The organism is Streptomyces umbrinus, from assembly GCF_030817415.1.
Classification (GTDB): domain Bacteria; phylum Actinomycetota; class Actinomycetes; order Streptomycetales; family Streptomycetaceae; genus Streptomyces; species Streptomyces umbrinus_A.
In genome coordinates this window covers 565,085-584,264 of the sequence record NZ_JAUSZI010000002.1, presented here as the reverse complement: position 1 = coordinate 584,264, position 19,180 = coordinate 565,085, and the positions used below count along the sequence as shown (strand labels likewise).

Below are 19,180 nucleotides of genomic sequence, written 5' to 3'. Positions count from 1 at the left end.
CTGGCCTCGTGGCCCGTTGCCGGAGCAGTTCCTCGGCAACTCGGGCGGCCTCTCCCCGGCGACGGTCACCCGGCTGTCCCAGCAGAGCAGGCTGACCATGCCGCGTTCATGGATCGTGACCTCGCGGAGGTCGACCACGTGTACGTGCGGGCCGACGGCATTCACCTCAACGTCCGCCTGGAGCAGGCCAAGGTTTGCGTATGCTGCCGTCACTGGATCCAACGGGCAGCAGCCTCGTAGGTAGTGGCTGGGGTGCTGTTGAAGGCGATGGCCGCGTCGGGTGCGTGCCGCCGAATCAGGTTGACTACTTGCTCGAGGAGTTCAGCTTGATCGTCTGAGTGCCGCAGGCCACCGCCGACGGTGACGCACTCCCACGGATGGGCTCGTAGCGCATTCCCGACGACCGCTTCCACGTCGTCACTTCCATCAAGACCGATGAGGCAGGTCTCGAAGCCCACGTCGTGTTCGGCGAACTTGGCCAGTCCCTCCTCGATCGCCTTGGCTGCCGGCTCGGGATCCCACGGCCCGGGCACTCGATACGGATCGAGCCCGATGACGAGGACGCGGGGTGAAGCAGTGGTGTCCATGTCTGGACGATACGTGCCGAACGGAATCGGTTCCCCCGGTGGATTCAGCTCTTCGTCATCGGGGAGGCCGGCGGCGCGGGCGGCGGTGAGTCCGGCTGGGGGATCGGCGTGGACTCCTGTCCGCCCATGTCGAGGCGGAACGGCGGGTACTGGTCGGTCATCAGCGCGGCATAGGCGATCACGCGCGCCACCCACCGGGCGAGGCCCATGAGGAAGTCGAAGAGGTGCCGCGGGTACCGGGCGGTGAACAGCAGGATGACCACGGCGACGAAGGAGAGGAAGGGCATCAGCCCGCCGCCCCGCCAGCCGTGCCCGTCGCCCCAGCCCCCGCCCCATCCCCAGCCACCCGCGAACATCGCGACGACGATGTACTGCGGGATCGCCAGCAGCCACCACTTCACCAGGACCAGGCCACGCGAGAGGCGCGCGGGGTAGGCGACGTCGAAACGCGCCGGGTAGTCCGGCACATCCGCGAGGGTGAACGGCGGGTACCGGTCGGTGCCGAGCGCCGTGTGGGCGTAGTAGCTGACCCGCCAGTTCCATCGCAGTACGCCGACACTGAAGTCGAAGAGGGACCGGGGATACCGGGCGGTGAACAGAATGGCGAAGAACGCGATCACCGTGACGAGGACGAACCCGATCCACAGGAAGAACAGCACGATGTAGTGCGGGATGGCGAGGAGCCACTTCACCAGCCACAGCCATCTGGAGAGCCGGGCATCGACGGATGCCTCGATACGCACGGGCGACGCGGTGACAGGAACCATGGGAGGCAACTCCTTTCGCTTGCAGATTCGCAAGCGAGGTGGAGCACCGCGACCTGGGAGGGGCCGTTCGCGCGCCCGGCCACGGCCGTCGGCCCGACCGGCAGGTCACCCTTCGGGCACTGGCTCTGGCTCCTGCGACGGCTCGCTGAGCTGCTCGCGCACGTAGTTCCACACCACCGCGATCAGCGCGGCGATCGGTACGGCGAGCAGACTGCCCACGATGCCGGCCAGACTGCCGCCCAATGTCACCGCCAGCAGGATCACGGCCGCATGGAGGCCGAGCCCACGACTCTGGATCATCGGCTGGAACACGTTCCCCTCGAGCTGCTGCACCGCGATGATGATGGCCAGCACGATCAACGCGTCCGTCAGACCGTTGAAGACCAACGCGATGAGGACGGCGACGAAACCGGCGAACAGGGCGCCGATGATCGGCACGAACGCGGAGACGAACGTCAGCACCGCCAACGGGAGCACCAGCGGCACCCCCACAACCCACAGGCCCAGGCCGATCAGAACGGCGTCGAGCAGGCCGACGGCCGCCTGGGAACGTACGAAGGAGCCCAGGGTCGCCCAGCCACGAGCGGCCACGGTGGGGATGTCGGTGGCGAGCCGGCCGGGCAGTTGACGGGCGAGCCACGGCAGGAAGCGCGGGCCGTCCTTGAGGAAGAAGAACATCAGGAAGAGCGCCAGCACGGCGGTGACCACGCCGTTGACGATGGTGCTCACTCCCGTGATCACGGTGGTGACCATGCTGCCGAGGCCGTCCTGAGCGCGGGCGACCGCGCTGTCCATGGCCTTGGTGATGTCGTCGTCGCCGATGTTCAAAGGCGGCCCGGAGGCCCAGTCACGCAGCTTCTGGATGCCCTCGACCACGCCGTCGGTCAGCTCACCGGACTGGGACGCCACCGGTACGGCGATCAGCGCCACGACACCGCCTGCGACGAGGAGGGACAGCACGGTCACCGCCGACGCGGCGAGAGCGGGCTTCCACCCGTGACGACGCAGAAAACGAGCCAGGGGCCAGGTCAGTGTGGTCAGCAGCAGGCCGACGACGAGCGGCCACACCACCGACCACATCCGGCCCAGAAGCCATAGAGACACCGCGAGCATCGCGAATATCAGCAGCAACTCCGCAGAAAAACGTGCCGATGTGCGCAGCGCGGCACGGGCCTTCGTGGAACTCATGGTGGCAGTCACGGAGGCACCCTATTGGCACGGCTGCCGGCCGGAGGACCTGGGCTGTCGAACCCACCGGTCGGCGAGGCACCAGCAATGACTGCATGACCACCGCGGTCAGGCGTCGCCTTCTCCCTTTGCGACATGGACCGCGTCGGCTGGGCCGACAAGGTCGCCTTCGGCGGAACGGTCCCGCACCTTGGCCCCGCCTGTGCCGCATGCGTGCCCTCCACGTGCCTACGGGCGCGCCCGTACGCGGACGGAGGCGGTCCCGGTCAAGCCCCGTGCGTGCCGGGCGCGGTCTGTTCGCCCGAGCCGCGGACGATCAGTCGGGTGGGGACGGTGATGGTGCGGGCGCGAGTGCGGTCGCCGTCGAGTCGGGTCAGCGCGGTGGTCGCGGCTGCTCTGCCGAGTTCTTCCGCGTCCTGGGCGACGACGGTCAGGGCCGGTTCGAGTGCCTCGGCGAGCGAGACGTCGTCGAAGGCGACGACGGCGACGTCCTTGCGCTTGCTGCGGGCCAGTTCGGCGACGATGCCCAGCGCCATGATGTTGTTGCCGGCGAACAGGGCGGTGGGGGGATCGGCCAGGCCGAGGAGTTGGGCGGTCGCGGCCTCGGCACCTTGCTGGTCGTGGGCGTTGGCGACGAGCGAGCGGTCGTAGGGAATGTCGGCCTCCTGCAGAGCCAAGCGGTACCCGGCCAGGCGCTCGCGGCGGGTGTACAGCTTCACGGGCAGGTCGCCGAGGAAGCCGATGCGCCGGTGGCCGTGGGCAACGAGGTGGGCGACACCGTCATGCGCTCCCGCGCGGTTGGAGCTGACGATGCTGTCCGTGGCGAGGCCGACTCCGGGTCGGTCGAGGAAGACCACGGGCAGTCCCGCCGTACGGTGGGACTTGAGGTGGGAGTGGTCGGCGCCGACGGACGGCACGACGATCAGGATGCTGACGCGGCGGGCGAGGAACTTGTCCGTCAGGGCGCGTTCGCGGTCGGGGCCGTCCGCGGAGGAGCCCATGAGCAGCGTCAGTCCGCGTTCGATGACGGTGTCCTCGATTGCGCGGGCCACCGCCCCGAAGAAGGGGTTGGCGAGGTCGGGGATGACCAGGCCGATGGTGGTGTCGGGGCCGCCGACTCGGATGTTGCGTGCCATGAGGTTCGGCTGGAAACCGAGTTTGGCGACGGCGGCGAGCACCTGCTCCCTGGTCCGGGCCGAGGCGGGCCCGTCCTCGTTGAGGACGCGGGAGACCGTTTTGGCGCTGACGCCCACTTCTCGGGCCACGTCGGCCAGGGTGGGGCGGCGGATCGCTGCCATGGGGGACCGTTTCTTGTGGGCTCGCCGGTTCCGGCCGCGACAGACGGCCGGAACCCGGGAGCGCTGAGTCAGTGGGCTTGGACTCCAGCAGCCTTTGCGGCCTTGGAATCCGCTACGACAGTATCTCCGGCCTCGTCGATGCTGAGTGCGCCGGTCATGATGGCGACGACCTCCGCCATGGAGTAGTCGGAGGGCTTGATCACGGCGGCGCGCCGGCCGAGACGGTGGACGTGGATCCGGTCGGCTATCTCGAAGACGTGCGGCATGTTGTGGCTGATGAGGACGACCGGCATGCCCTTGTCGCGGACGCGGCGGATGAGGTCCAGAACCTGCCCGGACTCCTTGACGCCCAGGGCGGCGGTGGGTTCGTCCATGACGACGACACTGCTGGCCCAGGCGACGGACCGGGCGACCGCCACGGCCTGCCGCTGTCCGCCGGAGAGCGTCTCGACCGACTGCGTCAGCGAGCGCAGACCGATCTTCAGGTCGGCCATGTGCTCGGCGGCCTCCTGGCGCATGCGCTTCTTGTCCAGCATGCGGAAGACACTGCCGAGGACACCGGGGCGGCGCAGCTCGCGCCCGAGGAACACGTTCGACGCGATGTCCATGGAGGCGGCCACTGCGAGGTCCTGATACACCGTCTCGATGCCGTGGGCGCGAGCACTTTGCGGACCGGAGAAGGTGATGGGCTCCCCGTTGAGCCGTATCTCGCCCGCGTCGGGGATCAACGCGCCGGTGAGGGCCTTGATCAGGCTGGTCTTGCCGGCTCCGTTGTCGCCGATGACGGCGAGGACCTCGCCGGGCAGCAGATCGAAGTCGGCGCCGTCGATGGCGGTGACCTGGCCGTACCGCTTGAACAGACCGCGGGCCTGCAGCACGGGCGTGGGGGAGGAGGTGGCGGTCATCGGGCCTTCTTCCGGGAGAGCTGGTCGACGGTCACCGCGAGGATCACCAGGACTCCGGTGATCAGGGTCTGGTAGATGGAGGCGACGCCCATCAGTTGCAGGCCGTTGCGGAACACGCCGACGATGAGGACGCCGATGAAGGTGCCCAGGACCGAGCCGCGTCCGCCGAAGAGGCTGGTGCCGCCGAGGACCACGGCGGTGATGCTGTCGAGGTTGTCGGTCTGGCCGGCCTGGGGGTCGCCGACGCCGGTGCGGGAGATGAGCAGCAGGGCGGCGATGCCGTACAGCAGGCCGGCCACGGTGTAGACGCCGATGGTCAGCCGGGAGGTGCGGATGCCGTTCAGCCGAGCCGCTTCCGGGCTGTTGCCCAGCGCGTAGACGTGCTGGCCCCAGCCGGTGCTGCTCAGCGCGTACGCGAGGAGGAGGAACAGGGCGATGGTGACCAGCGAACCGTAGGTGATGTCGGTGTTGCCGAGCGGGAAGGTCTGCCCGAGGGCCGTCAGCGGGCCCGGCAGGCTGCTGACGGTCTGCTCCTCGGAGTAGATGTGGGTCAGCGCGAACGCCACGTTGAGCATGCCGAGGGTGACGATGAACGGCGGCAGCGGGATCTTCTGCACCAGCAGTCCGTTGACCAGGCCGAAGCCGCCGCAGACGACTATGCCCAGAGCGATGGCGGCGAGCGGGGGCAGGGAGCCCTCGGCTGCCATCTTGGCGATCACGATGCTGCCGAAAGCCATCACGGCACCGCACGACAGGTCGATGCCCGCCGTGAGGATGATCAGGGTCTGTCCGATGGCGAGGGTGCCGACGACCATGACCTGCTGCACGATCAGGGAGAAGTTCCCGCCGGTGAGGAACTGGTCGGTCGAGAGGGAGAAGAAGGCGCAGGCCAGGAGGAGGGCGACCAGCGGGCCGGTGGTCGGTGCCGTGAGCAGTCTGCGGGCCGTCGTCGGCGCTTTGAGCTCGGCGTACGGCGTGGTCGTGGCTGTCATGCGAAGTCCTTGTCGGAAGACAGTGGTCGTTGTCCTTACCGGTCGGAGGACAAGAGGACGAGCGGGCGGCCGTCACCCGGTCGGGGAGGGAGGGACGGCCGCCCCGCTGAGGGGGACGTACGTATCAGGCGTACGGATCAGGCATACTGATCAGACGTACGGATCAGGAGGACGGCTCAGCCCCAGCAGTTCTCCAGGCCGTACGCGGTGTCCTTGGACGTGACCCCGTCCTGCGCCTTGTCGGTGATCAGCGTGACGCCGGTGTCGGTGTAACCGGACGCCTTCTTGCCGTCCTTGGCGAACGTCACGACAGCCTTGACGCCCTCGGCGGCCATCTTCAGCGGGTACTGCTGCGACGTCGCGGCGATCTTGCCGTCCTTGACGGCCTTGGTCCCGGTGCAGCCTCCGTCGACGGAGACGATCAGGACGTCCTTCTCCCGGCCCTTGGCCTTCAGAGCGGTGTACGCGCCCAGGGCCGCGGGCTCGTTGATGGTGTAGACGACGTTGATGCCCGGTTCCTTCTGGAGGCAGTTCTCCATCGCGGTCTGGCCCTTGGCCTGGTCGCCGCCGGTGTCCTGGGCGCACACGACGTCCTTGTCGGTGGCGCCGAAGCCCTTCAGGAAACCGTTGTGCCGCTGGACGCCGACGGAGACGCCCGGCGCGAGGTCGAGGGCGGCTATCTTCGCCGACTTGCCCTTCATGGCGGCCTTGGCGTACTCGCCGATCAGCTCGCCGGCCTTGAGGTTGTCAGTGGCGAAGAGGGCGTCGACTGCGCTCTCCGGTTCGGTCGGGGTGTCCAGGGCGATGACCAGGACACCCTTGGCGCGGGCCTTCTCGATCGCGGGCACGATCGCCTTGGAGTCGCTCGGGGTGATCAGGATGCCCTTCACACCGGCGGCGACCATGTTCTCGATGGCGGTGACCTGTCCGGCGTTGTCTCCGTCGAACTTGCCTGCGGCAGTGGACAGTTGGGCGCCGTTCTCCTTGGCGGCCTTCTCCGCGCCCTCCTTCATCTTCACGAAGAACGGGTTGGTGTCGGTCTTGGTGATCAGACCGACCTTGACGCTGCCCGATCCGGAGCTCGCGGTGTCCGATCCGGATCCGGATCCACAGGCGGTCAGGGCGAGGGCTGCGACACCCGTGCAGGCGGTGACTCTGAGCAGGGAGGACGGCAGACGAGAGATGCGTGACATGAACGACTCCTGCGGGATTGCGGGCGATCGGCCGGCATCGGGGCATGCCGTCCCTCGGTGTCATCGTTGACTTATGTCATCGTTGACACTGCTTGGCGAGGATGATGGACTCCGGTCCCCGGCAACGTCAATGCCTTGTACCCGTCACAAATCGGCAACGCCCGCGGCCATCGCCTGCCCGAAGCCTTTCGGCGGCTGCCCGGGACGTGCCCGTTTCTGCCCGTGCCTTCCGAGAGAAGAGCAGCCCATGAGCCCGCGTCGGATCACCGTCCTGGGGGAGTGCGTCGCGGACGCCTTCGCCGAACCGGCAAACGCCTCGAACGAGCTCGCCCTGCGGGTGCTGCCCGGCGGCGGACCTGCGAATACGGCGGTGGCCCTGGCCCGGCTGGACACGCCGGCCCGCTTCCTCGCACGTCTGTCCGGCGATGTGTTCGGCCGCCTGTTCCGGGCCCACCTGGAGGCGTCCGGCGTCGACCTGTCGTACGCCGTCGCCGCCGCCGAGCCCAGCACGCTGGCCGTGGCGGAGCTGGATGCCACCGGGCAGGCCGCGTTCTCCTTCCACGCGCAGAACACGGCCGACTGGCAGTGGACTTCGGGGGAACTGGCGAGGGTGGATCTGTCCGGAACGGCATGTGTGCACACCGGGTCGCTGGCGCTGGTCCGTGAGCCCGGCGGGGCAGTGGTGGAGGAGTTCCTGGATGCTGCCGCTCCGCGGGCCACCATCAGCATCGATCCCAACGTCCGGCCGCTGCTGGTGCACCCCGAGATCTACCGCGCAAGGCTGGCGCACTGGTGCGGCCTCGCCGACATCCTGCGGCTGAGCGAGGACGACCTGGAACTGCTGCTGCCGGGCACGCCGCCGGAGCGGGCGTGCGACATCTGGCACGCCGCTGGAGCGCGGCTCGTCGTGATCACGCTCGGAGCCGACGGCGCCCTGGCCTCGCTCGACGGCGAACGGCTGCGGGTGCCCGCGGTGGCGACAGAAGTGGTCGACACAGTGGGCGCGGGGGACTCCTTCAGCGCCGGGCTGCTGCACCACCTCGGCAACCGCGGACTCCTCGGCGGCCGACTGACGGACCTCGGTGTCGACGATGTCGCGGAAGCCTGCCGGTTCGGCACTCAGGTCGCCGCTCTGACCTGCTCGGTCGCCGGCCCCAACCCGCCGTGGCAGAGCCAGTTGGAGCAGCTCACGAACGCCGACGGCGCCTGATGGGTGGGTGGGCGGCGCCGGGCAATTCCGGTCGAACCGTTGACGCGTCGGCCGGAATGCGCTCATCATCGGGCCCACTCGATGTCATCGATGACGCCCTTGGTAGGCGATGTGGACGACGACGCCGACCAGGGCGTCACTTCTCGGTCCGTAGGCGCCGGGGCAGCAGGCACCGTTGCGCGGACGGCCGCGGCACAGGAGACCCTCATGAGACCTGGACGTGTATCCCGGCATGTCCGCATCCGTCCACCGGTGGCGGTGGCGACGTTCCGCGCCCCGTCCTCCACACCTCTCGCCCCGTAGGCCGTAGCGTCCGCCACCCCGCTGCGCTCCGCGTCGACGGCAAACTCGTCCGCAGTGCAACCGGCGACGTGGGCTTCAACACCCGCCAGCCAGGTAGTGCGAGTCCTCGCCGAGAAGGGCTCGGCGAAGCCGGCCAAGGCCGTCGTCCGGAACCTTGACTCCGCCCATGACTGACGCCCCACCCACGACCGACAAGGACACCAGACCGTGAAGAAGACCCTGCTCGCCGAGTTCACCGCCCGCGAGGGAACGGAGGGCGAAGTCGCCCGCCTGATCGGGGACTACGCCCGGACGGTGCGCGAGGAAGAAGGCAACCTCGCCTTCGACGTCTACACCAGGGCGGCCAACCCGCGCGCCTTCTGGATCTTCGAGGTGTACCGGGACGAGGACGCCTTCCAGGCGCACCTGAACGCCCCGTACGGAGGCCCTTTCAACACGGCCCTCACCCCGCTGATCGAAGAGGACGCCTCCGTGCTGACGTTCCTCGATCCGCTGGCCACGAATCCGTAGCGGGCCGTTGGCCTGGGCCACCTGAAGCAGCTCCCGTAGTGCCAGTCGAAGCGGCTCCACGGCTCGCGAGGTTTCAGTCCCATGAGGGGGAGGCGCCGCAACGGAGTTTGACAGGAGCCGCCGGCATCGAGGGCTCCCACCCTGCCGTTTTCGAGGACGAACCCTGAGCCGCAGTCGAACAACGCGACCGCGTCATCACGCCGCTGGGCCGTCGCGAAGCAGGCCGCGCACGGTGTCGAGCCGTACCCCCGGTTCCAGTTCCGGCAGCCACCACGTCGCGCCGGCCTTCGCGTACGGTTCGGGATCGACACCGAGCGGCAGACCGACGGCGATGTCGTACGCGGCCATCTCGCCGTGGCGCAGTTGGGTGAGGGTGCCGACGGCCTCGGCGAGTTGGTCCGGGTGCTCGAGATTCGCCGGAAAGAAGCCGTCGAGCCGGGCGGCCCGGCGGATCGGCTTTGCGTTGCCCGGGAATCCGGCGGCCCACACCGGCACGCCGGGCCGCTGAACCGGCCGCGGGAGGAACGCGATGTCGTCGACGGTGTAGTGCTCGCCGCGGTGGCGCACCGGCTCGCCGGACCAGGCGGCGGCCAGGATCGCCAAGGACTCGTCGAGCATCTGCCAGCGCCGCCGGTCGTCGAGCTGCTCACCGGTCCTGGACAGCTCGCCGGCGAACCGGTCGCTGCCGAGGCCGACGCCGAGGGTGAGGCGGCCGTCGCTGAGCCGGTCCAGTGTCGCGGTCTCCCGCGCGACCTTGGCCGGCCGTCGACGGGCGAGGGGTGACACCATCGGGCCGAGCCGGAGCCGCTCGGTCGCGGTCGTGATCGCCGCCAGCGCGATCCACGGGTCGGCGACCTGTCGGACCGGCGCCCGCCAGCACAGCTGATCCCATACGAAGCAACCGTCCCACCCGGCTTCCTCCGCGTCGGCTGCGAGACGCGCAACCACCCGGCGGTCCGCGAGGTCGTCGAAGAGGGGCAGCCAGAGTGCGGACCGCAGCCGGTTCATGGGCGGGCTCCTGCCGTGTGCCGCACCAGGGCCGACACGAAGTCGTCCCACACCGGCCTCGGCAGGTCGTGTCCGGCCCCCTTGAGGACCAGCAGCTCCGCACCGGGGATCGCGTCGCGCAACGCCTCGCCGTGCGGCAGCGGCAGGAACGGGTCGTGGTCGCCGTGGACCACGAGCGTCGGCGCCGCGATGTCGCCGAAGCCGCCTCGGGCCGGACCATCGGGCTCGATGGCGTAGTGGTTGACCAGAGTCGACGCGTAGTTCCTGGCGCGCGCCACGTCCCGTTCGACCAACGCGCGGATCGCGGCCTCGTCGAAGTAGGGCGAGCCACCGGCGAACGCCATCGCGCCGGCGACCACGTACTCGACGACCGCGGCCGCGTCGGAGGAATCCGGCTCGGCCGGCATGGCCAGGTCCCTCGGCGGCGGCAGGTCGTCGGCCCCGGTCGAGGTCGAGACGAACGTCAGCGATGCGACCCGGTCGGGATGGTCCACCCCGAGGATGAGTCCGCTCCCGCCGAACATCGACTGACAGACCACGTGGGCGCGTTCGATGCCCAGGGCGTCCTGGATGCCGAGCACGTCGAGGGTCAGGTCGTTGAACGAGTACGCCGGCTGTCCAGTCGGGTAGCAGGTCGACCGGCCGGTGTCCCGATGGTCGTACCGGATCACGTGCCGGCCACGGGCGGCGATCTGTTCGCACAGTTCGGCGTCCCACCAGAGCATCGAGGCGGCCGCCCCGGCGACCAGCACGATCGCCGGGGCCGCGCGGTCACCGAAGGGCTCCACGCACAGCTCGACGCCGTTGATCTCGAGGAGTTGTTCGCCGTGAGATTGATGTGAGGTCATGTCTGTCACGCTAGAGCGCATGAATCCATTGCGAAAAGCGATGGTTTTCGATCAATTTGATCGCTCGCGGCGATTGTGGTCGCTACGGTGGAGCGTGTGACCGACGTCGAGCTGCGCCATCTGACGGCCTTGGCCGCCATCGCCGAGGAGGGCTCGTTCGGCCGGGCGGCCGCCCGCCTCGGGTACACCCAGTCAACGGTGAGCCAGCAGATCGCCGTGTTGGAGAGGGCCCTCGGCGGTGCGGTGTTCGACCGGCCGGGTGGTCCCAAGCGAGTGCGGCTCACCCCGCTCGGCTCCGTGGTCCTGGACCACGGTCGTGAACTGCTGGCGAAGGCGGAGGCACTGGCCCACGCCGTGGACCGGTTCAAGGCGGGGGACGGACGGATCGACATCGGCACGTTCCAGAGCGTGTCCAACGTGATCCTGCCGTCGGTCGTACGCCGGCTGCGGGACGAGCACCCCGGCTGCGACATCAGGTTGTCCGAGGAGGAGCCGGAGCAGCCGCAGATCGGCGACCTCGATCTGCTGTTCTACGACGGCCGCGTCGACGGGGACGTCGAGCACCGCAAACTGCTCGACGATCCGTACCTGCTGGTGGCAGGCGCCGACGCCTTCCCCGAAGGCCCGGTCCCGCTGGAACTGCTCGACGGTGCACCGATGGTGGCCTGGCCGCTGACCTGCGACCAGCCCGCGATGGAGCAGGCGGTCGCCCGCAGCGGCGCCAGTCCACAGGTCGTGTTCCGCAGCGCGGTCAACGACACCCTGCTGTCGATGGTGCGAGCGGGCCTGGGATCGGCGGTGCTGCCCTGGCTCGCCATCCGCGGCGCCGACGTCCCGTCCGACGACAGGCTCCGCATCCACGAGCTACGGCCTTCCCTGCCGCCGCGGGAGATCTACCTGCACTGGCGGGCCGGACGTACCCTCTCACCACTTGCCGCCCGGGCCATCGAGATCGCCGTCGAAGTCGCGGCCGAGCTCGCGCCGCCGGCCAGTGCTTGATGCCTGCTGGCGTTCCAACTTTGTCCCGCGCGTGGAAAAAGCATCGAGATCTTGTGTGAAACGGGTTACGGAGCTCAACAAAGCTCGCTAACTTCCTTGAAATGAACCGGTCATAGAGCCGCGGCCGGTCATGACGGCGCGACGGCGCGCGCCTGTGCACTGCTTGGCAGCCCGACGAGGGCTGCCGTCATCCCACCCCACTTTGGGAGACCTCTGTGCGCAACAAACCGCTCAGACACAGACGTGTCCGTTACCTGCTGACTGCCGTGGCCTGCGCTTTCGGCTGTCTGCTGCCCATGCCTCAGGCCGCCGCCCAGCAGGCGGATCCGGCCTCCGGGTCCAAAGCGGCCGCCGTCGAGTTCCAGCAGGTCACGCTCGCCAAGGGTGTGGCCGAGACGGGCGAGCCCATGACCCTGGCGGTGCTGCCGGACCGTTCGGTCCTGCACACCTCCCGTGATGGCACGGTCCGGTTGACGAACGCCGCGGGGACCACGGCCGTCGCGGGCAGGCTGGACGTATACAGCCACGACGAGGAAGGCCTGCAAGGCGTCGCCGTGGACCCCGGCTTCGCGTCCAACCGGTTCGTCTACCTCTACTACGCCCCCAAACTCAGCACTCCGGCCGGTGACGCCCCCTCCGACGGGACGGCCTCCGACTTCGCCCCCTTCGACGGGGTCAACCGGCTCTCCCGGTTCGTGCTGAAGACCGACGGCACCCTGGACCTCGGCAGCGAGAAGAAGATCCTCGACGTGCCGGCCTCCCGCGGCATCTGCTGCCACGTGGGCGGCGACATCGACTTCGACGCGGCCGGAAACCTGTACCTGTCCACCGGCGACGACACCAACCCGTTCGCGTCGGACAGCTACACCCCGATCGACGAGCGTTCCAGCCGCAACCCCGCCTTCGACGCCCAGCGTTCCTCGGCCAACACCAACGACCTGCGCGGCAAGGTCCTGCGGATCAAGGTCAACGCGGACGGGTCGTACTCGATCCCGAGCGGCAACCTCTTCCCGTCCGGTACCGCGAAGACCCGCCCCGAGATCTATGCGATGGGCTTCCGCAACCCCTTCCGTATGAGCGTCGACAAGGCCACAGGCATTGTCTACCTCGGCGACTACGGCCCCGACGCCGGCACCGCCAGCCCCACGCGCGGACCCGGCGGGCAGGTGGAGTTCAACCGGATCACCAAGGCCGGCAACTTCGGCTGGCCGTACTGCACCGGCGACAACGACGCCTACATCGACTACAACTTCGCCACCGGCGCCTCCGGTGCCGCCTTCAACTGCGCGGCGCCCACGAACAGTTCACCGAACAACACCGGCCTCACCGGCCTGCCTCCCGTCCAGCCCGCCTGGATCCCCTACGACGGCGGATCCGTACCGGAGTTCGGCAACGGCTCGGAGTCCCCGATGGGCGGCCCGGTCTACCGCTACGACCCCGCCTCCACCTCCGAGGTCAAGTTCCCGCAGGAGTACGACGGAGACTACTTCGCCGGGGAGTTCGGCCGCCGCTGGATCAAGCGCATCGAGTCCGGGACCGACGGCACCGTACAGTCCATCAACCCCTTCCCCTGGAGCGGCACCCAGGTGATGGACATGACCTTCGGCCCCGACGGCGCCCTGTACGTCCTCGACTACGGCACCGGCTACTTCAGCGGCGACGAGAACTCCGCCCTGTACCGCATCGAGCACGTCACCGACGGGCTCGCCCCGACCGCACAGGCGAAGGCCGATGTCACCTCGGGCAAGGCGCCCCTGGCTGTCTCGTTCTCCTCGGCCGGCAGCACCGACCCGGACGGCGGTGCCCTGAGCTACGCCTGGACCTTCGGCGACGGGGCAACCTCCACCACCGCCAACCCCTCCCACACCTACGCGACCAACGGCCAGTACACGGCCACGCTCAAGGTCACGGACACCACCGGCAAGTCCGCGACAGCCTCCGTGCAGATCACGGTGGGGAACACCGCGCCGACGGTGAAGCTCGACCTGCCCTCGGACGGAAGCATCTACGACTTCGGCGACGCCATCCCGTTCAAGGTGACGGTGACCGACCCCGAGGACGGCACGATCGACTGCTCCAAAGTGAAGGTCACCTTCATCGTCGGACACGACAGCCACGGCCATCCGCAGACCTCGACCACCGGGTGCAACGGCACGCTCCAGACCCTGGCGGACGGCGAACACGACCCCAACGCCAACATCTTCGGCGTGATCGACGCCGAGTACACCGACAAGGGCGCCGGCGGCCAGCCCGCGCTCACCACACACGACCAGCACGTCGCCCAGCCCAGCCACCGGCAGGGCGAGCACTACGGCGCCTCCGCCGGTGTCGACGTCATCTCCCACGGTCCCGCACACGGCGGGAAGACCGTCGGCAACATCGAGAACGGCGACTGGATCTCCTTCCAGCCGTACGCCCTCGGCAACGCGACACAGTTCACCGCCCGGGTCTCCTCGGCGGGCGCGGGCGGCACCATAGAGGTCCGCGCCGGATCCACGACCGGCACCCTGCTCGGCACGGCGACCGTGCCGGTGACCGGCGGGTGGGAGACCTTCCAGGACGTGACGGCCGGCCTGAGCAACCAGCCCAGCGGCTCCACCTCCCTCTACCTCGTCTTCAAGGGCGGCAGCGGCGCGCTCTTCGACGTGGACGAGTTCTCCTTCACCACCTCGGGCGGCACAACTCGCTCGGGTGAGGTGAAGGGCGTGAACGGCAAGTGCCTGGACATCGACAACGCCCAGACCACCGACGGTACGAAGGTGCAGATCTGGACGTGCAATGGATCCGGTGCCCAGAAGTGGACGGTCTCCGGCGACGGAACACTGCGGGCTCTGGGCAAGTGCCTGGACGTGTCCGACGCAGGCACCGCGGACGGTACGAGGATCCAGCTCTGGACCTGCAACGGTTCGGGCGCGCAGACCTGGGCGGCCCAGGCCGACGGCACGGTCCGTAACCCGCAGTCCGGCAAATGCCTGGACGCCTCGGGCGGCACCTGGAACGACGGAACCGCGGTCCATCTGTGGACCTGCCACGCCAACGCCAACCAGAAATGGACCCTGCCGTAGGAGGGAGGAGACCGACCATGCGTACTTACCTGAAAGCGGCCCTCGGCCTGTTCGTGGGCGCCACGCTCTGTCTGACCCCGCAGGCCGCGGCGTTGCCCGGAGCGGTGGGCCAGTCAGTCACCGGTTCCGCAACCGCTGAAGCACGGCCACTCGCGGCGGCCGACCCGGCGTACAAGATCCTCGTGTTCTCCAAGACGGCGGGCTTCCGCCACTCCTCGATCGACGAGGGCATCGCGGCCCTGCGCGGCCTGGGCACCGCGAACAACTTCACCGTGGACGCGACCGAGGACGCGGGGACCTTCACGACAGGCAACCTCGCCCAGTACAAGAGCGTCGTCTTCCTGTCGACGACGGGCGACGTGCTGAACGCCGCCCAGCAGACGGCCTTCGAACAGTACGTCCAGGGCGGCGGCGGATATGTCGGCATCCACGCCGCCGCCGACACGGAGTACGACTGGCCCTTCTACGAGGGTCTGGCAGGCGCACTCTTCCACTCGCACCCGGCCATTCAGCCCGCCACGGTCAAGGTGGAGGACCGGACGCACGACTCCACCGCCCACCTGGGCAGCACCTGGCAGCGCACCGACGAGTGGTACAACTACCGCACCAATCCGCGCACCACCGCCCGCGTCCTGGCCTCACTCGACGAGTCCAGCTACTCGGGCGGGAACATGTCCGGCGACCATCCGATCGCCTGGTGCAAGGACTACCAGGGCGGCCGGGCCTTCTACACCGGCGGCGGACACACCGAGGAGTCGTACGCCGAGCCCGCCTTCCGGCGCCACCTCCTCGGCGGCATCCGCTGGGCCTCCGGGATGACCGACGCCGACTGCCGCCCGGAAACCGGCTACACGTCACTGTTCAACGGCTCGTCCACCAGCGGCTGGAAGCAGGCCGGTCCCGGGCAGTTCAGTCTCGCGGACGGAACCCTCACCTCAGTGGGCGGGATGGGGCTTTTCTGGTACAACTCCCAGGAGTTCACCGGCGATTACTCCCTCAAGCTCGACTGGCGGATGGCCGGGGACGACAACTCCGGTGTCTTCATCGGCTTCCCGGCATCCGACGACCCGTGGACTGCGGTGAACAACGGCTACGAGATCCAGATCGACGCCACCGACGCCGCAGACCGCACGACGGGCTCCGTCTACGGCTTCAAGTCGGCGGACATCGCCGCACGGGACGCGGCACTGAATCCGCCGGGGGAGTGGAACACCTACGAACTCCGGGTCACCGGCGAGCGGCTGGAGATCTTCCTCAACGGCCGGAAGATCAACGACTTCACCAACACCGACCCGGTACGGAGCCTGAGACAGGGGCACGTCGGCATCCAGAACCACGGCGACGGCGACGACGTGTCCTTCCGCAACATCCGCGTCAAGCACGCCGGCGGCCAGGAGCCCGGCCCCCGCTCGGGTGAGGTGAAGGGCGTGAACGGCAAGTGCCTGGACATCGACAACGCCCAGACGGCCGACGGTACGAAGGTGCAGATCTGGACGTGCAATGGATCCGGTGCCCAGAGGTGGACGGTCTCCGGTGACGGCACGCTGCGGGCGCTGGGCAAGTGCCTGGACGTGTCCGACGCAGGCACCGCGGACGGTACGAGGATCCAGCTCTGGACGTGCAACGGTTCGGGCGCGCAGAGCTGGGCGGCTCAGTCGGACGGCACGGTCCGTAATCCGCAGTCCGGCAAGTGCCTGGACGCCTCGGGCGGCACCTGGAACGACGGGACCGCGGTCCATCTGTGGACCTGCCATGCCAACACCAACCAGAAATGGACCCTGCCCTGACGAACCGACCGATTGCCACGGCGCGGTGAACCAGCGGCTTTCCTCACGTCTTCGCCCCGCTCACTGGTGTGAGCGGGGCGAAGACGTGGTGCCATCAGTCGCCGGGAGGGGCCTGTCATTGCCCGGTTGCGCACGAACCTCGACCGGTTGCGCAGCAGTGTCGGCCGAATGCCGTCTGTTCACGGGTGTGTGCATGCCAATAGCCTGTGCGGCCTTCGCGTTCTGGGGGGTCTCATGAACGGTCTCCGTGCGGTCATTGCCTGCCTTGTGATCGCGTGTGCCGCGGTGGTGTCGCCGGCCGCGGCCGCGGCTGTGACGCCTGCCGCGGCTGCGAAGCCGAGCTGGTCGGCGCTGCCGGTGCCGACGGCGGCCCCGCCGGTGACCGTGTTGGATCTCGCCGCCCGCGGGCCGGACGAGGCGTGGGCGACCGGGTACGAGCAGGCCGCCGATGGACTGCGGCCGATGTTGCACCGGTGGGACGGCGCGGCCTGGAGCCGGGACACCACCTTCCCCGGCGCCGCCGAGCCGGGGTGGCTCGGCAAGGTGCAGTTCGTCGGCGAGGAGGTGTGGATCTTCCACAACCGCGCGGGGGCGGGGGAGATCCTGCGCCGGTCGGCGGGAGGGTGGAGTGCCGTCCCACTGCCGCAGACCCTGTGGACCTACCAGGACTTCACCGCGGTGCCCGGTGCCGCGTGGGTGGTCGGCGAGGACGACACCGGGCTGAAGGTGTTGCACTACGACGGCTCCACCTGGACCACACAGGCCGCCCCGGACGGTGTGCTGTACCTGATGGGGATCACCGCGCGTACTGCCACCGACGCCTGGGCCTGGGCGGACACCAGCACCGGGGCCGCCGTCCTGCGCTGGGACGGCACGGTGTGGCGGGATGCGCAGGTTCCGCTGCCGCCGAACAGCAACGTACACACGATCCTGGTCGAACCGTCCGGCGGCCGGGTCACGATCGGCGGCAGCCAGTACACCGACGGCGTGGCCCGCACCTACCTGATGACCTTCAACGGGCACGCCTGGCGCACCACTTACCCACCGCTGGGCGACACCTACACCGAGGCCATGGTGCGCGGCCCGGACGGCGCGCTGTGGCTGCCGGTGCGCAGCGACCGCGCGTTCCAGTCGAAGTACGCACGGGTGGACGGCCCCCGCACCACCTTCTCCTACGGCCCGGAGCGCACGAACGCGATCGACGTCAAGCCGCGTGCGCTGGCGAGGGCCGGGTCCTCACTGCTGTCCTTCGGGACCGTGGAGATCTACGGCTCGAAACCGAACCTGATGAGCGAGCGGCTTGGAGGCTGAGCATGGCACGCCGACTTCCCATGGCACGCAGATTCTTCGTCGCGGCCCTCGCTGTCGCCATGACCATCATGGCCGTCATGTCCTCGGCCGCAGCGGAAACCCTGTCCTGGCAACACGTTCCGGTCCCGGCACAGGTACGCCCGCAGGCGGGGCTGAACGAGGCCGTGGCGTTCGGTCCGGACCGGGCGTGGGCGGTGGGTGCCGACGCCGTCGGTCGCGAGGCGCCGGGCTTCCCGCTGGTGCTGCGCTGGGACGGAACCGCGTGGCAGCGCCAGAGCCTGCCCGGGATCGGCTGGCAGGGAGAGCTGCTGTCCATCGCCGCGACCTCACCGACCGCGGCCTGGGCGGTCGGCCGCGACTCGGCGGGCGGCACCCACCTGCTCCGCCACTACGGCAATTCCTGGCACGAGAACCGGCCGCCGCGCGGTGTCGTGCTGACCAAAGCCGTGGCCGGCGGAGGTGAGACCTGGCTGATCGGTTCGCGGGACGGCGCGCAGGTGTTGCTGCGCTGGGACGGTCGCGGCTGGCGGGACGTGCCGGTGCCGCCGGGATCCGTGTACGGCCTGCACATCCTGGCGGCCGGCGACGTCTGGGCCGCGGGCGCCACCGACTCGGGTGCCGCCGTGTCGCACTGGAACGGGCAGGCGTGGCAACAGACGATCGTGGACGGATTCCCGCGGTCCGCCGTGAGCAGTGTGCTGGCGGTCTCTCCGACGGAGGTCTGGGCGGGCGGCACGGCCGGGTTCGTCGGCGGCCCACCGGGCCGGCCGATTCCGCCGCTGCTGGTCCGCTTCGACGGGCAGGCGTGGAGCCACGCGAGCGTGCCCACCGACTTCGGCTCGATCAGCTCACTGACGCCCACCACGTCCGGCGCGCTGGCCTGGATCTCGGTCGCGCGCTCGCAGAAGTGGGGCCCGCCGGGTAGCAGTCCCCCGTTTGTCCCCGGGCCGGACTTCCTTGCCTGGAACGGACAGTCGTTCACCGAGTACAGCGAACCGGCCGTGGCCGGGGAGGGTGACTCCTCGGTGCTGCGGCTGGCACCGGTACCGGGTACGACGACGGTCTGGTCGGTCGGCCGCGCCGCCGGCCCCGAGGGCACCTTCGCCCCACGCATCCTGCGGTTCGGCTGAGACGACGAGCAGGGCTCCGCCCGAAATGGACCAAGCCGTGTTTCTCCTGGAGTTGAACCCCATGAGCCGCAGGATGCCT

Annotated in this window: 16 protein-coding genes and 1 pseudogene; 8 read left to right on the top strand and 9 right to left on the bottom strand. The window is 69.2% G+C overall.

Translation table 11 applies throughout. From position 1 onward, the window contains the following. Positions 1 to 13: 13 nt before the first annotated feature. Positions 14 to 201, top strand: a pseudogene (locus QF035_RS56215) (IS256 family transposase); the annotation flags it as partial. 8 nt (positions 202 to 209) lie between these two features. Here QF035_RS56215 and QF035_RS03265 read toward each other — a convergent pair. The 7 genes from QF035_RS03265 to QF035_RS03235 form a co-directional block, all read right to left on the bottom strand. Then, positions 210 to 587 carry a hypothetical protein gene (locus tag QF035_RS03265; RefSeq protein WP_307518002.1) on the bottom strand — a complete coding sequence of 126 codons (378 nt, stop codon included), beginning with the start codon at positions 585 to 587 and terminating at the stop codon, positions 210 to 212. Between the two features lie 44 nt (positions 588 to 631). Beyond that, positions 632 to 1,354 (bottom strand): DUF4389 domain-containing protein, encoded by a 723-nt coding sequence (locus tag QF035_RS03260; RefSeq protein ID WP_307518001.1) that lies wholly within the window; start codon positions 1,352 to 1,354, stop codon positions 632 to 634. Positions 1,355 to 1,459: 105 nt separating this feature from the next. Beyond that, positions 1,460 to 2,542, bottom strand: coding sequence for an AI-2E family transporter (locus tag QF035_RS03255; RefSeq protein WP_307530864.1), 1,083 nt, complete (start codon positions 2,540 to 2,542; stop codon positions 1,460 to 1,462). 266 nt (positions 2,543 to 2,808) lie between these two features. Next, on the bottom strand, positions 2,809 to 3,840 hold the full coding sequence (locus QF035_RS03250) for a LacI family DNA-binding transcriptional regulator (protein ID WP_307518000.1): 1,032 nt from the start codon (positions 3,838 to 3,840) through the stop codon (positions 2,809 to 2,811). Between the two features lie 68 nt (positions 3,841 to 3,908). After that, the gene (locus QF035_RS03245; protein ID WP_307517999.1) at positions 3,909 to 4,745 is read right to left on the bottom strand and encodes an ATP-binding cassette domain-containing protein; all 837 of its coding nucleotides are present in this window, start codon (positions 4,743 to 4,745) and stop codon (positions 3,909 to 3,911) included. Beyond that, positions 4,742 to 5,737 (bottom strand): ABC transporter permease, encoded by a 996-nt coding sequence (locus QF035_RS03240; protein ID WP_307517997.1) that lies wholly within the window; start codon positions 5,735 to 5,737, stop codon positions 4,742 to 4,744. The genes QF035_RS03245 and QF035_RS03240 overlap by 4 nt, the downstream gene beginning before the upstream one ends. Positions 5,738 to 5,913: 176 nt before the next feature. Beyond that, positions 5,914 to 6,930, bottom strand: a complete 1,017-nt coding sequence (locus tag QF035_RS03235) for a sugar ABC transporter substrate-binding protein (RefSeq protein ID WP_307517996.1) — start codon at positions 6,928 to 6,930, stop codon at positions 5,914 to 5,916. Between the two features lie 247 nt (positions 6,931 to 7,177). On the opposite strand from QF035_RS03235, the gene QF035_RS03230 reads away from it, so the two are divergent. Both QF035_RS03230 and QF035_RS03225 read left to right on the top strand, forming a co-directional pair. Next, on the top strand, positions 7,178 to 8,140 hold the full coding sequence (locus QF035_RS03230) for a carbohydrate kinase family protein (protein ID WP_307517995.1): 963 nt from the start codon (positions 7,178 to 7,180) through the stop codon (positions 8,138 to 8,140). Between the two features lie 510 nt (positions 8,141 to 8,650). Beyond that, entirely contained in the window at positions 8,651 to 8,953 is a 303-nt protein-coding gene (locus QF035_RS03225) for a putative quinol monooxygenase (protein WP_307517993.1), read from the top strand. Positions 8,954 to 9,148: 195 nt separating this feature from the next. Here QF035_RS03225 and QF035_RS03220 read toward each other — a convergent pair whose 3' ends face one another. Then, positions 9,149 to 9,961: an LLM class flavin-dependent oxidoreductase gene (locus tag QF035_RS03220; RefSeq protein WP_307517992.1), complete on the bottom strand. Its 813-nt coding sequence runs from the start codon at positions 9,959 to 9,961 to the stop codon at positions 9,149 to 9,151. Next, positions 9,958 to 10,809: an alpha/beta fold hydrolase gene (locus QF035_RS03215; RefSeq protein ID WP_307517990.1), complete on the bottom strand. Its 852-nt coding sequence runs from the start codon at positions 10,807 to 10,809 to the stop codon at positions 9,958 to 9,960. Before QF035_RS03215 ends, QF035_RS03220 begins: the two co-directional genes overlap by 4 nt. Positions 10,810 to 10,905: 96 nt before the next feature. Here QF035_RS03215 and QF035_RS03210 point away from each other — a divergent pair, with 96 nt between their 5' ends. The 5 genes from QF035_RS03210 (at position 10,906) to QF035_RS03190 (ending at position 19,101) form a co-directional block, all read left to right on the top strand. Then, on the top strand, positions 10,906 to 11,808 hold the full coding sequence (locus QF035_RS03210) for a LysR family transcriptional regulator (protein WP_307517988.1): 903 nt from the start codon (positions 10,906 to 10,908) through the stop codon (positions 11,806 to 11,808). 296 nt (positions 11,809 to 12,104) lie between these two features. Further along, positions 12,105 to 14,873, top strand: a complete 2,769-nt coding sequence (locus QF035_RS03205; RefSeq protein ID WP_307517987.1) for a PQQ-dependent sugar dehydrogenase — start codon at positions 12,105 to 12,107, stop codon at positions 14,871 to 14,873. Between the two features lie 17 nt (positions 14,874 to 14,890). Then, positions 14,891 to 16,660 (top strand): lectin, encoded by a 1,770-nt coding sequence (locus QF035_RS03200; protein ID WP_307517986.1) that lies wholly within the window; start codon positions 14,891 to 14,893, stop codon positions 16,658 to 16,660. Positions 16,661 to 16,894: 234 nt separating this feature from the next. Beyond that, positions 16,895 to 17,971, top strand: a complete 1,077-nt coding sequence (locus tag QF035_RS03195; RefSeq protein ID WP_307517985.1) for a hypothetical protein — start codon at positions 16,895 to 16,897, stop codon at positions 17,969 to 17,971. Positions 17,972 to 17,991: 20 nt separating this feature from the next. Then, positions 17,992 to 19,101, top strand: a complete 1,110-nt coding sequence (locus QF035_RS03190; protein WP_307530862.1) for a hypothetical protein — start codon at positions 17,992 to 17,994, stop codon at positions 19,099 to 19,101. Positions 19,102 to 19,180: the final 79 nt, after the last annotated feature.